Genomic DNA, 12,700 nt, shown 5'->3' with positions numbered 1-12,700 from the left:
CTCTACCGCTCGGCGTAGACGATGCCGATGCGCTGGAAGCTCTTCAGCTCCGAGTAGCCGGTGGTGGCCATGGCGCGGCGCAGCGCGCCGACAAGGTTGGCGCTGCCGTCGGCGACGTGGGCGGGCCCGTTCACGATCTCGGCGAGCGGGGCGACCGCCTCGACCGCCATGCGGCGTCCGCGCGGCAGGTCTTCGTGGTGGGCCTCCTGCCCCCAGTGCCATCCGCGGCCGGGGGCGTCGGAGGCCTTCGCGAGGGCGGCGCCGAGCATCACGGCGTCGGCACCGCAGGCCATCGCCTTGATGAGGTCGCCGGAGGTGCCGAGTCCGCCGTCGGCGATGACGTGCACGTAGCGGCCGCCCGATTCGTCGAGGTAGTCGCTGCGCGCCCCGGCGACGTCGGCGATGGCGGTCGCCATGGGGGCGCGGATCCCGAGGGTGGCACGCGTCGTGGAGGACGCGCCGCCCCCGAAGCCGACGAGAACGCCGGCGGCGCCGGTGCGCATGAGGTGGAGCGCCGACTGGTAGGTCGCGGCGCCGCCGACGATCACGGGCACGTCGAGCTGGTAGATGAACTCCTTGAGGTTGAGCGTCTCGCGCCCTTCGCGGGCGACGTGCTCGGCGGAGACGGTGTTGCCGCGGATCACGAAGAGGTCGACGCCGGCGGCGACGACCGTCTCGGTGAACTGCGCGGTGCGGTGCGGCGAGAGCGCACCGGCGACCGTGACCCCGGCCTCGCGGATCTCGCCGAGGCGGGCGCGGATCAGCTCGGGCCGGATCGGGGCGGCGTAGAGCTCACGCATGCGCTTGACGGCGGCGACCTCGTCGCGAATGCCGGCGAGCTCCGCGAGGAGCGGCTCCGGGTCCTCGTGCCGGGTCCACAGGCCTTCGAGGTTGAGCACGCCGAGACCGCCGAGACGGCCGAGTTCGATGGCGGTGGCGGGCGACATGACGGAGTCCATCGGCGCGCCGAGCACGGGGATCTCGAACTGGAACGCGTCGATCGACCAGGCCGTGGAGACGAGCTCGGGGTCGCGGGTGCGCCGGGTGGGCACGATCCCGATCTCGTCGAAGGTGTAGACGCGCCTCGCGCGCTTGCCGCGGCCGATCTCGATCTCGTTACTCACCCGCCCAGTCTATCGGGGGCCGCCTGGAAGCCCCGCCAGGGCGGGTGAGCCGGGATCAGCGGCGGTAGTTGGGCGCCTCCACGACCATCTGCACGTCGTGCGGGTGCGACTCCTTGAGTCCCGCCGAGGTGATCCGCACGAAGTTGCCGCGCTCCTTCAGCTCCGCGATGGAGCGGGCACCCACGTAGAACATCGACTGGCGCAGGCCGCCGATCATCTGGTGCGTCACCGCGCCCACGGGGCCGCGGTAGGGCACCTGCCCCTCGATGCCCTCAGGGATCAGCTTCTCGTCGCTGGGCACATCGGCCTGGAAGTAGCGGTCCTTCGAGTAGGAGGTGCGCTCGCCGCGCGTCTGCAGCGCACCGAGCGAGCCCATGCCGCGGTAGTTCTTGTACTGCTTGCCGCCGACGAAGACGAGATCGCCCGGGCTCTCATCGGTGCCGGCGAGCAGCGATCCCATCATCACGGAGGAGGCCCCGGCGACCAGCGCCTTGGCGATGTCGCCCGAGTACTGCAGTCCCCCGTCGGCGATGACCGGCACGCCGAGCGGGGTCGCCGCCCGGGCCGCCTCGTACACCGCGGTGACCTGCGGCACGCCGACGCCCGCGATGACGCGCGTGGTGCAGATCGAGCCGGGCCCGACGCCGACCTTCACCGCGTCGGCGCCCGCCTCCGCGATGGCCTGCGCCCCGGCGTAGGTGGCCACGTTGCCGCCGATCACGTCGACGGAGGCGAAGGCGGGATCGCCCTTGATGCGGGCGATGATGTCGAGCACGCCCTTGCTGTCGCCGTTGGCGGTGTCGACCACGAGCACGTCGACGCCCGCGTCCACGAGCTCCCCGGCGCGCTTCCAGGCGTCGCCGAAGAAGCCGACCGCGGCGCCGACGCGGAGCCGGCCGGCATCGTCCTTGGTGGCGAGCGGGTACTGCTCTTCCTTGTCGAAGTCCTTGACGGTGATGAGGCCGGTGAGCTGGCCCTCGCCGTTGACGAGCGGCAGCTTCTCGATCTTGTGCTTGCTGAAGATCGCCGCCGCGTCCTCCCGGGAGATGCCCTGCGGTCCCGTGATGAGCGGCATGGGGGTCATGGCGTCCGCGACCCGCACCTGCGAGCGGTCCTTCGGGTCGATGAAGCGCATGTCGCGGTTCGTGATGATGCCGAGGAGCACTCCGTTGGTGTCGACGACGGGGAGACCGGAGACACGGTACTCGCCGCAGAGCGCGTCGACCTCCGCGACGGTCGCGTCGACGTTCGTGGTCACCGGGTTCGTGATCATCCCGGCCTCGCTGCGCTTGACCCGGTCGACCATCTCGGCCTGATCCTGGATCGAGAGGTTGCGGTGCAGGATGCCGAGGCCGCCGTTGCGCGCCATCGAGACGGCCATGCGCGTCTCCGTTACGGTGTCCATGGCGGCGGAGATGAGCGGGATGTTGAGCCTGATGCGGCGTGTGAGCTGCGTGGAGGTGTCCGCCTCGCTGGGGATGACGTCGGTGTGCGCGGGAAGCAGCAGCACATCGTCGTAGGTCAGACCGGTGAACGCGAAGGGGTCACGCTGTTCCATGAAACCTCATCTGTGTTGTGGTTGGATCCTGCGGGGTCGGAGGGGTCGCGGTAGCAGGCCCCCACACCCTGCAAGTCTACGGGAGTCGCGCTGCGGGCCCGCTGCGCCGTGGGCGAAACGCGCGCCGCTGCTGGGCGATCATGTCGGCGATCAGGATCGTGAGCGCGATCCACACCGCGATGAAGCCGATCCACCGGCTGAGCGGCATGTCCTCGTGCATCACGAAGTAGCCGTAGAGGAAGCCGAGGATGGGCGTGAGGAACTGCAGGAAGCCCATGTAGGCGAGCGGTAAGCGGCGGGTGCCCTCCCCGAAGAGGATCAGCGGCACGGCGGTCATGATCCCGCTGGCGAAGACGAGCGCGGTGACCCCGGCGCCGAAGGAGAAGGCGTTGATGCCGACGATGAGTGAGACGGCGAGGAGCTGAGCCGCGGCGACGGGAAGCGAGGCGATGGTCTCGACGGTCAGCCCGGTCACTCCGTCGACGGCTTCGCCCGCGTGCTTGTGCACGGCGCCGTAGAGCCCGAAGGAGACTGCGACGCCGAGGGCGATCCAGGGGAACGAGCCGTAGGCGATGGCCGCGACGGTCACGCCGACGGCGGCGACGCCGACCGCGACCCACTGGGGCCGGGTGAGCCGCTCCTTGCGGAAGACGACGCCGATGAGGATCGTGAAGAGCGGATTGATGAAGTAGCCGAGCGAGGACTCGAGCACGTGCCCGGTCATGATGGCGATGATGAAGATCTGCCAGTTCGCGTAGAGCAGCAGCGAGGAGAGGCTGAACCAGCCGAGCAGCCGCGGGCTGCGCAGGATGCGGCCGACGTGCCCCCAGCGCCGCGTCGCGGTGATGATGATCGCGCAGAAGACGAGGGTGGCGGCGACCCGCCAGGGCACGACCTCGAGGGGCCCGACCATCGAGATGAGGCCGAAGTAGAAGGGGAACACGCCCCACAGCAGATACGCCCCCAGCCCGTATGCGAGGCCTGCTCGAGTTTGCGTCACCGCGACAGTCTACGGCTTCGATGGAGGGCGGCGGGTCGCCTCGGACGCACGAGCGGCCCCGCCGATCACCGGGGATCGGGGGGCCGCTCGGGGTGTTCATCCGGCCGCGGGAACGGCCGGGGCGGAACGGATCAGCGCTCGACGACCGCGAGAATGTCGCGAGCGGAGAGGACGAGGTAGTCGTCGCCGCCGACCTTCACCTCGGTGCCGCCGAACTTCGAGTAGATCACGAGGTCGCCCACGCTCACGTCGAGCGGGATGCGGGTGCCGTTGTCGGAGATGCGGCCGGGCCCGACGGCGACGACCTCGCCCTCCTGCGGCTTCTCCTTCGCGCTGTCGGGGATCACGAGACCGGAAGCGGTGGTCTGCTCTGCCTCGACCTGCTTGATAACGATACGATCTTCGAGCGGCTTGATGGCAACCGACACAGTTGACCTCTTTTCCAAAATGTCTGAAGGGTTCTCGCGCCCGTCCAGTACGGAGCGGGCCTGGATCAGAGTCTAGGACGCCACTTGGCACTCTCGCAAGGGGAGTGCCAACGGCGGGGTGCGGGATCGCGCACAGCGAACGTCGGAGCGGGAGCGGGAGCGGCCCGGAACCGGGAGCGGCGCACGGCGCGCAGGGGCCGCGGGCGCTTCACCGCTTCCGGCGCTGCGGGCCGGCCTCTCCGGCCGAGCCGAGTTCGACGCGGTAGGCGCGGAGGAGCTCGGTGAGGGCGGCGCGGCGTTCGGGGTGCCGTGCGGGGTTGCGGCGCAGGAGGCGGCGCTGTTCGCCGAGCCAGACCCCCAGGCGGCGCTCTTCGGGGTCACCGCATAAACTTCCGCTTGGGTGGGCTCGATGTGGAGTATAAGTGACAGGTGGGGGCGGGGAGGCGGCCCTGCTCGCGGAGGAAGTCGCGGAGCCCGTTCACGCGTTCCTCGAACACGGTGCCCGGCACCGGGGCGGGGGAGAGGCTGCGCCACTCGGGGAGGCGCTCGTCGAGGAGCGCGACGCGTCCCTCGTCGAGGTACGCCTTGTCCGGTGGCCTGCGTTCGATGAGCACGGCGACCCGGCGCAACCACTCGCCAAGAGCGCGCTCGGCGGGATCGGCGTGGCTGCCGCGGCGGGGCAGCCTCCCGTGGTGGCTGTCACGGAACGCGGCGCACGCTTCCAGGCGGGCCCGGAACACGGGCGAGACGAGGTCCCCGGCGGGCGCGATGCGGCGCTTCGGGGAGAGCCGTTCGCGGACGGTGCGCGCGGCGAGCGGGGTCCCCGGGGGCAGGCCGTAGCACTCACGGTACGCGTCCGAGGTGACCCCGTGGACGCGCAGGTGCGAGGGGAGGGTGGAGAACCAGGCCCCGCAGGCGTGGCACTGCACGAGCTCCCCGGTGTCGGCAAGGCGGCCGTACTCCCCGAAGATCGGGTACGCGTTTCCTGCCCCGCGACGCGATTCCCGGCGCGGGCGGCGCTCGGCGCTCGTTTCGGCGGCGACGGCGGGAGGGGCGTCTGCGCTGTCTGCGGGGGCGCGGGCACCGGTGGCGGCGAGGGCGTGGACGGAGGCTGCGGCGACGCCGTCGCCGAGGGTGTGGAGGCGGCCGTCGGCGACCATGCCGGCAACGGTGCGGGTGTCCACGCCCAGTCGCTGCGCCGCTTCGGGCCAGGAGAGCACCCCGGCCTGCCCCAGGCCCGCACCGACCTGCGCGAGGAGCACCCCGAGCCCGGTCTCGAAGAACCCGGGATCGGTCACGTTCGGGGCGAGGCCCGCGATGATCTGCTCCCCGATCAGGCGCCGCATTCCCGTGTCGGGGTGGCCCAGGTGGGTGAGGAGCCGGTCGGCGACCTGCCCGAGCAGGCCGTGGTCGTCGGGGTCCGCGACGAGGTCGAGGGCGGTCGCGTCCCGCCCGAGGAGCGCCTGCAGGCTCGTGAGGCGCTCACGGATCAGGGCCACGAGCTGCCCCCTGGCCTCCCCGCCCCCGGCCGGGGCGGCAGCCACAGCCGAGGGGGCCGGCCGCACCCCGGCACCCGCAGGGACGGGACGGGCTCCGCTCTCCCCGGCCGCGGCCCCGGTCCCGGGGACCGCCCGCACCGCGCTCACCCGCACGGCCTCCCGCATCGGGATGGGCGCGCCAGTGCGCTCGGGCAGGATGGCCTGTGCTTCGCTGCGACGCATCGCGTCACCTCCTCACGGTTCGGGCCCGCCGCCACGGCGGGCGCTGCTGCTGCGTGGGCTCCCGGACTCTCCTGGTTCAGGGGGTGTCGGGTGCGGGGTGCCCGCCCCGTTCGGGGGCGGGAGTGAGGGTGCCCAGGGGCAGCATGCCCCCGTTCTCCCAGGCCTGGGTGTGCTGCTGGGTTTTCTCAAGGAACCGGGTCAGGACCTTCCGCTGCCGGCCCAGATCCTCCAACTGGGTCTCCACATCCAAGGTCATCGTGGACAGCAAATCGTCCGCGTCCCGGGTCAGGGTACTCGCCCACACCATCGCCTGCGCCGCCATCTGCTCGGCCCGCGCCTGCGCCTCGGCCAGCTCCTGCTCCCCCGCAGCCCGCATCCGCGCCACAATCTGCTCGGCCTCGTCCACGAGCTCCGCAGCCCGCCGGCTCCCCGCAGCCACATGCGCGCCCGCTTTCTCGTACGCCTCGTTCGCATACCGTTCCGCTTCGGCCTGACTGCGGGCCCGCTCCCGCTCAGCCTCCTCGGTCTGCCGGCTCAGCTCCGCCTCCACGCTCACCTGCCGCTCCTGCGCCTGATGCAGCACCTCTTCCGCTTCCCGCCGCGTCTGCTCCGCCGCCCGGCTGGCCTCCGCCCGCACCTCGGCCGCTTCTTTCTCGACCTGCGCAAGCACCTGCGCAGCCTGACGCTGCGCACGCTCTTCCACATCCTGCGCCCGCGCCAGCTGCTCCTCAGCCTGCTGCACCACCCGCGCCGCATGCGCTTCGGCATCCATCCGCAACTGCTCCGCGACCCGCGCCGCCTCCCCCGTGATCTGCCCCGCATCCTGCCCGGCAGCCTCCCGCAACAAGAACGCCTCCTGCCGGGCCTGCGCCACGACCTCCCGCGCCTCCTCACTGGCGTCCTGCACCATCCGGGCCGCCTGCGTCTCCGCGACCCGCAACGTCTCCTCGAAAGTGTGCCCCAGCTCCGCGAAATTCGGTTTCAGCGACGCCGCACGCTCCCGCGCCTCCGCCAGATCCCGGGCCATCTTCTGCGCCAGACGCTGCGCCTCGAACCGCTCCTCCTCCGCCCGGCTCCGCCCCTCCTCAGCCCGCCCCCGCCCCTCTTCGGCCCGCGCGACCCGGTCCCGCAACTCCGCGAGGATCCGCTCCACATCCACCGGATCATAACCACTGAACTTCCGCCGGAACTCGATCACGTTCCCCGCATCAGACACATCCGAACTCATCCCACACCACACCCTTCACACCAACAAACAACACACAAGCAACAAGCAGAACCAGAACCACCACGGACACGCAGCAACACCCGCCACCCGCCAGACAGGCAGGGCGGGCACACCCGCCCGCTCACGCGCTCACACCCCTGCCTCTTATACACACCTGACGCCGCCTCGCACCACTGCCGGGCAGCCTGGCACGCAGTCTCTTGCGATGGGGCAGCATGCCGCCCAAGGCGGAGAGGCGCACCCCACCACCAGCCGCCACCACCGAGCCGACCGCGTCCTCCGGGCACAGTGCACCTGCAGACGCTGTTGCGTCAGCGGGATGCGCCTCCGCGGGCCGCGGGCTGGCAGGCACCGGGGCCTGGGCCGGAGCACGGTCGTCAGCGATGGCGCTACCGTCTGCGGAGTCGCTGCCGTGTGCGGGGGCTGCGGAGAATTCTTCAGCGGTCCGGACCGCAAGGACCACCCCGGCAGGCCCGAACGCCCCGGCCGGAGCGGGGGCTGGGGTAGGGCTGGTGGCGGGGTGCGCCTCTCCGCCTTGGGCGGCATGCTGCCCCATCGCAAGAGACTGCGTGCCAGGCTGCCCGGCAGTGGTGCGAGTGCGCCCGGCCGCATGCCCGGGCACGTGACCGTGCTCGGGAGTGTGGGGGTGTCCGGATGCTTCGGCAGAGAGGCCCGCACGCCCGGCTGCGGAAGCAGACCCCGCACTCGCGGCGTGCTCGGGCACATGCGCCTGCCCGGCAGCCACGGCAGACACCAGCACCTCCTCGGAGCTGCGCCCGGCCCGGCTCGCGGCTCGGTCAACGCTTTCCGGGACACCCACCACCGGGGTGGGAGTACGGCGAGGACCCGGATCGGGGGCCGTACTGATACTCCGCCGCCACCACCGATCCTCCGCGGTCTCACGACTCGGCAACCACCGCCGCCCCCCGCTCCGGAGGTGGCGGCCCCTTGGAGGGATGGATCATAAAGAGGAGAACGGACTGAGGTGAGTACCAGATAGATAGGCTTGGACATTGATTAGGTGCAGAAGATGTTTATGGTATGAGAAAGAAGCCCGACGCCCGGAGGAATATACAGCCTGCATGTGGTCGGCAGCGTAAGGTGTGTAAAAGAGACAGGACGAGAACCGCTCCGACGCCCCCACGGACGCAGCCGGCGGATCCTGCCCGCCCGCCGGCCCTGCCGGGATGGTAGGGAACTGCGCCTCGTGCCGACGGAACGCCTCCTCCATCAACCGCAACGACGCCTCGAACCCTGCCCGCGCACCCGGCGCCGGGGCGCCCGGCCTCACCGCCCCCGCGGCCGGCGCAGCCGCCCGCACTCCAGGCAACTCCCCCGCCGCAGCCGGGACCCCCGCCGCGGCGGCCGGGACGGACGGCGCGGGCGCCTCCCCGGGAACGGCAGGAGCGGTGGGCACCACCGGCACCGGGCGCACCCGCGACACTGGGGCCGCCGGAACGACCGGAGCAGCCGAGGCAGCCGGGGCGGCCGGCCACGAAGCCTCCGGGAACGGGACGGCCCGGAACAGAACGTCCGTGGCATCCGGGATCGCCGCCGCAGACGCAGCCGGGGCCCCCAGAACCGGAGCCGGGACTCCCGGAGCGTGTTCGCGATCCCGGACCGTGACGGCCCCCGCCTGCGCTTCGAGCATCCGGGCGCGATCGTCCAGGAGGCGGCGCTCGCGCTCCAGGGCGGCCTCCTGCACGCGCTGCTGAGAGGCCTGCAGCACCAGGCGGGACCGCTCCTCCCACAAGCGCTCCGTCTGCGCGACCAGCTCACGCTCCCGCTCCGCGACCTCACGCTCGCGCACCTCCACCCCCTGCAACTGGGCTTCCAGCACCGCCAGCTCCTGCTCCCGCGCCCACACCCCGGCCTCACGCTCCTGCACCTGCCGGGCACGCTCCTCGTACTGCTCCTGCACCTGGGCCACCTCGTCCCGCAGCACCCCCAGCCGCTGCTGCCACCCCGCAAGCTCCGCACGCTCCGCCGCGACCGCCTCCTGCTGCTGCGCGAGGCGGAGCACCTCGACCGCGAGATCCTGCTCCGCAACCTCCACCTGCCCCAGACGCCGCCCCAGATCCTGCTCCGCCCCCGCCAAGGCCTCACGCTCCCGCACCAGGGCCGCCTCACGCTCCTGCACCCGCGCCTCCCACGCACTCACCCGCTCCACCCGCTCCGCAAGCAGCACCGCACGCGCCTCCACCCGCTCCGCCTCCGCACCCAACTCCGCCTCACGCGGTGAACTCGCATCGGCTGCTGGTGCGCGGGCAGCGCCTCCTCCGGGGTGGGGATGCGATGCCCGCGCACCAGCAGCCGATGCGAGTTCACCCCGATCGGGGTGCACGTCACCAAGGTCACATAGTCCCCGCCCGGGATCTGCCTGAGCGCATCCAGATCGGTCGGCAAGACCCTCAGGATCTGATCCACCTCATACGTGAGCGTCTCACCGGCGACCACCACCTGGAACTGGTCCTTCTTGCGCAGCTTATTCAAATCCGTGAACAGCGTCGCCCCCGGGATCCCGCTATGCGCCGTCAGCACACTGTGGGTGTTCTTCCCGCCCACCGGCAGCGCACTCCCGTACAAGTGCCCCACCCCCGCATCCAGGGACTTCTCGTCCGTGTCATGAAAGATCGGCAGATCCACCCCGATCTTCGGGATCAGCAACTCCCCCATCATCCCCAGCTCCTCGAACCGCAACGTCTGCTCGTACGCGTCCTTGCCCTCCCCGATCGGGATCGGATTCCCCTCCGCATCCAAGGCGTACGGATCCCGCAACGGACCATTCGGGAGCAGCGCGTTATAGTCCCTCGCCGCCTGCACCGCCGCCTCCAGCTCGGCATCCGGCAAGCGGGTCACCGCACCCACATAACTGTGCACCTGCGAGGCATGCAAGCGGTCGTTGTACCAGTTCGCCGCCGCCGGATACGTGAACACCCCCACCCCCGCCACCATCGCCAGCACCGTCACATCTCCCAGCCCACCAGACCCACCCTGACCCCGTACGCCGTCTTCTGCCTGCACACAAAAAAAAAATTACTCCACATAACCTCTAGTATCCTCATTAACTGTCGATACTACAATTCACCCTCACGTGACGCGACCCGCATGCCCTATCTAAATATTTTTTTGATGTTAACACATACCCCCACCACCAACACCTACGCCCTCCATGGCGGCGGCAGCTGCGTATGAGAGAAAGAAACAGCCGCCACACGCCGCACCATCACCCCACCCCCGCACTATCGGAAGCACCCGAGCCGTCAGAGCCACCAGGAACACCGGAGCTGTCAGGAACACCGGGGGTGCCGGAGCCGTCGGGGAGCTGGGCGTGGGCGAGGGCCCGGGCCGCCTCCCACCCGGCCTGGGTGGCCGCCGCGGGATCGGGGTGCGGGGTCGCAGCGATGAGGACGGGGGTGTGGTCGACGCCGAGGACCCAGAACACGCGCCCCCGCCGGGTGCGCACCCCCACCATCACCCGCCCGGCCTGCGCAGCGTGCGCGTCCTGGAGGGCGGCCTCCGGGGTGGCGTAGGCATGGGCGGACACCCCGACCAGGGTGCCCCCGAGGAGCAGACTCCAGGTGTGCGCGCCCCCGCTGCGGCGCGTGATCTTCCCCACCGCAGCCCCGCCCCCGGTGAGCAGCGGCGCGTCGGCGAGAATGCGACGGTCACGGCCGAGGACACGCGTCCGGTGCTGTTCCCACGCCCGCAGCTCCCCCGACCCGGACGGACGCCACATGACCGACACCGTCGGGCGCCCACCCCCGGAGGGGACCGCTCCAGGGCAGCCTATTCTAAACATCTGACTTTGCCGACCAACGGTTGTTTAAGTAACATCCAGGTTAACACCAACGAGATTCCCGCCGCCCAGCCCGCACCGAACCCCCACCTCCAGCATCCCCGGCGCCGCTCACGGCGGCACCCGTACGCGTACCAGGACCCGCGGTGTCCTGTATCGTCACCATGCTCATCTGTCACCTCCCCCAGTTATCCCGCACCCGCACTACCCGCCCCGACGCCCGCGACCACGCATCAGCACCGCACACCGCGGGGGGATTAGCGGAAGGAGGAAGCCGACGCACCGACTCCCTCCCCGCCCCACCCAGGGCAACCGTGCGGCCCCAGGAGTGGGGGCGGTTCACCGCCACACCACGTGTGACAGCGACCCGCCCCGCTCCTTTACAGCAGGGCCGCAGCCGCAGCCGCCTGCTCACGGCGACGACGCGCCACATGCAGACCCAGCAGCAACGCGCCACCACCCATCAGCACCGCACCGGTACCGATCAGCAGACCCAGGCCCGCACCGCCCGTCAGGGGCAGCTCAGGACCGCTATTGAACGGCTTGTTCACCACCGGAACCTGCGTCGCGCCCTCACCCGAAGCAGGCGTCGTCACCACGAACGGCACCGCAGCAGCGAGCAGCGAGTACCCCTCAGGCGCATCCACTTCGACCAGCAGATACTTGTTGTACTCCGGATCCGTCTCGGTCACAGCCTTGCCATCAGCCCAGTTCGAGTACCGCAGACCGTCGATCACGACCTTGCCGTCATTGCCCGTGGTCCACACATCAGGGCCCGCAGTCCCGTCCTGGTCCACTGCCGTGTCGGTGCCCTCATCGAGCTTGCCGTTCCCGTTGACATCCACCCACACCTGGAACTTCGCACCCGGCTGAGCGGCATTCGTATCCGACGCGGTCTTCACCAAGGTGATCCCACCGAACTTCTGCTCCACGGTCGGCGTCACCGTCGGCGGCACATCCTGCTCGTCCGGACCCAGCTCAGTGTCGTACCCGTTCGTGTACACCTGCGCAGTGTTCGGAATCACACCGCTCGCGTTCGCGACCGTGTCAAACGACACCGCCAGCTCGCCCCCGTCACCGGCAGCGTTCAGTTTCGCCAGACCCTGCTCGGTGAACTGGATCAGCATCACCGCACCCGCAGGAACAACGCCCTCCTCGTCCGGCGCCGGATCCCACGTCACCGTGTAGTCCGCCGGGACCAGATCCACACCATCCACCTTCAGCTTCAAGCTGTCAGCCAGGTACACGAGCCGGGAATCCAGATCATCCCGCACCGCGAACCCGGTGAACGAGTGCACCTCGTCACCAGTGATCGTCGAATCACCATTCAGATCATGAGGCGCACCCTGAAGCGTCGTCGTGATCGTCCACGTCGTGACCTGGCCCCTGTGGTGGATCTCAGAGTCCTCAACCGTTTTCACCGGTGCCGGGGTCACCGCATTCTTCGGGTACACGTGCACGTTGTACAGCCACCAGTCACCCGTCCAACTCGTGGTCTCCGGGTGCGGGCCGGGCTGCGACAGGGGCAGCGTCACCAGGAACGGGCCAGCAGGCGTCACCCCAGCAGGGGCCGACACCTCTTCCACCAGGTACAGACCCAGCTCCAGATTGTCGAACACCGCCAGGCCGTCCTCATCGGTCGTCTCTTCCACCCCTGTGGACGGCACCGAAAACGGAGCCGAAAGCGACACCCCATCCCACGAACCCAGCACCTGCGCAGCAAGCTGCTGCCCCGCAATCGTCCGCATATCGATAGGAGTGCCGCTATGCGACACTCGCCTCACCTCGAATACGACATCCTCAACCGGGTCGCCCGGCGCCGAATCGAGCTCCATACCTGAA

10 protein-coding genes are annotated in these 12,700 nt (G+C 70.2%); all 10 read right to left on the bottom strand.

Annotated features, from left to right (window positions below):
• Window positions 1-2: 2 nt before the first annotated feature.
• The 10 genes from B4915_RS06640 to B4915_RS06590 all read right to left on the bottom strand — a co-directional run bounded on the left by B4915_RS06640 (window position 3) and on the right by B4915_RS06590 (window position 12,693).
• Window positions 3-1,124, bottom strand: coding sequence for a GuaB3 family IMP dehydrogenase-related protein (locus B4915_RS06640; RefSeq protein ID WP_105805040.1), 1,122 nt, complete (start codon window positions 1,122-1,124; stop codon window positions 3-5).
• 55 nt (window positions 1,125-1,179) lie between these two features.
• Window positions 1,180-2,682, bottom strand: coding sequence for an IMP dehydrogenase (gene guaB / locus B4915_RS06635; protein WP_105805039.1), 1,503 nt, complete (start codon window positions 2,680-2,682; stop codon window positions 1,180-1,182).
• Between the two features lie 76 nt (window positions 2,683-2,758).
• Entirely contained in the window at window positions 2,759-3,682 is a 924-nt protein-coding gene (rarD, locus tag B4915_RS06630) for an EamA family transporter RarD (protein WP_245907384.1), read from the bottom strand.
• Between the two features lie 131 nt (window positions 3,683-3,813).
• A complete protein-coding gene (groES, locus tag B4915_RS06625) occupies window positions 3,814-4,110 on the bottom strand; it encodes a co-chaperone GroES (protein WP_105805038.1) in 297 nt (98 codons plus the stop codon).
• 377 nt (window positions 4,111-4,487) lie between these two features.
• Entirely contained in the window at window positions 4,488-5,831 is a 1,344-nt protein-coding gene (locus tag B4915_RS06615) for a MucR family transcriptional regulator (RefSeq protein WP_105805036.1), read from the bottom strand.
• Between the two features lie 76 nt (window positions 5,832-5,907).
• Complete coding sequence (locus B4915_RS06610; protein WP_105805035.1) at window positions 5,908-7,047, bottom strand: hypothetical protein; 1,140 nt, start codon at window positions 7,045-7,047, stop codon at window positions 5,908-5,910.
• Between the two features lie 973 nt (window positions 7,048-8,020).
• Window positions 8,021-9,247, bottom strand: a complete 1,227-nt coding sequence (locus tag B4915_RS14650; protein ID WP_181158477.1) for a hypothetical protein — start codon at window positions 9,245-9,247, stop codon at window positions 8,021-8,023.
• The gene (locus B4915_RS06600) at window positions 9,217-10,029 is read right to left on the bottom strand and encodes a class C sortase (protein WP_146120035.1); all 813 of its coding nucleotides are present in this window, start codon (window positions 10,027-10,029) and stop codon (window positions 9,217-9,219) included. Before B4915_RS06600 ends, B4915_RS14650 begins: the two co-directional genes overlap by 31 nt.
• A gap of 256 nt (window positions 10,030-10,285) precedes the next feature.
• A complete protein-coding gene (locus tag B4915_RS06595) occupies window positions 10,286-10,798 on the bottom strand; it encodes a hypothetical protein (RefSeq protein WP_146120034.1) in 513 nt (170 codons plus the stop codon).
• 440 nt (window positions 10,799-11,238) lie between these two features.
• Window positions 11,239-12,693 carry a SpaH/EbpB family LPXTG-anchored major pilin gene (locus B4915_RS06590; protein ID WP_105805032.1) on the bottom strand — a complete coding sequence of 485 codons (1,455 nt, stop codon included), beginning with the start codon at window positions 12,691-12,693 and terminating at the stop codon, window positions 11,239-11,241.
• Window positions 12,694-12,700: the final 7 nt, after the last annotated feature.

This window comes from Leucobacter massiliensis (assembly GCF_002982315.1).
GTDB classification, from domain to species: Bacteria; Actinomycetota; Actinomycetes; order Actinomycetales; family Microbacteriaceae; genus Leucobacter; species Leucobacter massiliensis.
The sequence above is the reverse complement of the archived record's forward strand: the minus strand, read 5'-3'. Positions and strand labels throughout refer to the sequence as shown.

Excerpts from the sequence above, each read along its gene's own strand:
- B4915_RS06595 (WP_146120034.1), bottom strand. The coding sequence starts at position 10,798 with ATGTGGCGTCCGTCCGGGTCGGGGGAGCTGCGGGCGTGGGAACAGCAC.
- guaB (WP_105805039.1), bottom strand. The coding sequence starts at position 2,682 with ATGGAACAGCGTGACCCCTTCGCGTTCACCGGTCTGACCTACGACGAT.
- B4915_RS06590 (WP_105805032.1), bottom strand. The coding sequence starts at position 12,693 with ATGGAGCTCGATTCGGCGCCGGGCGACCCGGTTGAGGATGTCGTATTC.
- B4915_RS06615 (WP_105805036.1), bottom strand. The coding sequence starts at position 5,831 with ATGCGTCGCAGCGAAGCACAGGCCATCCTGCCCGAGCGCACTGGCGCG.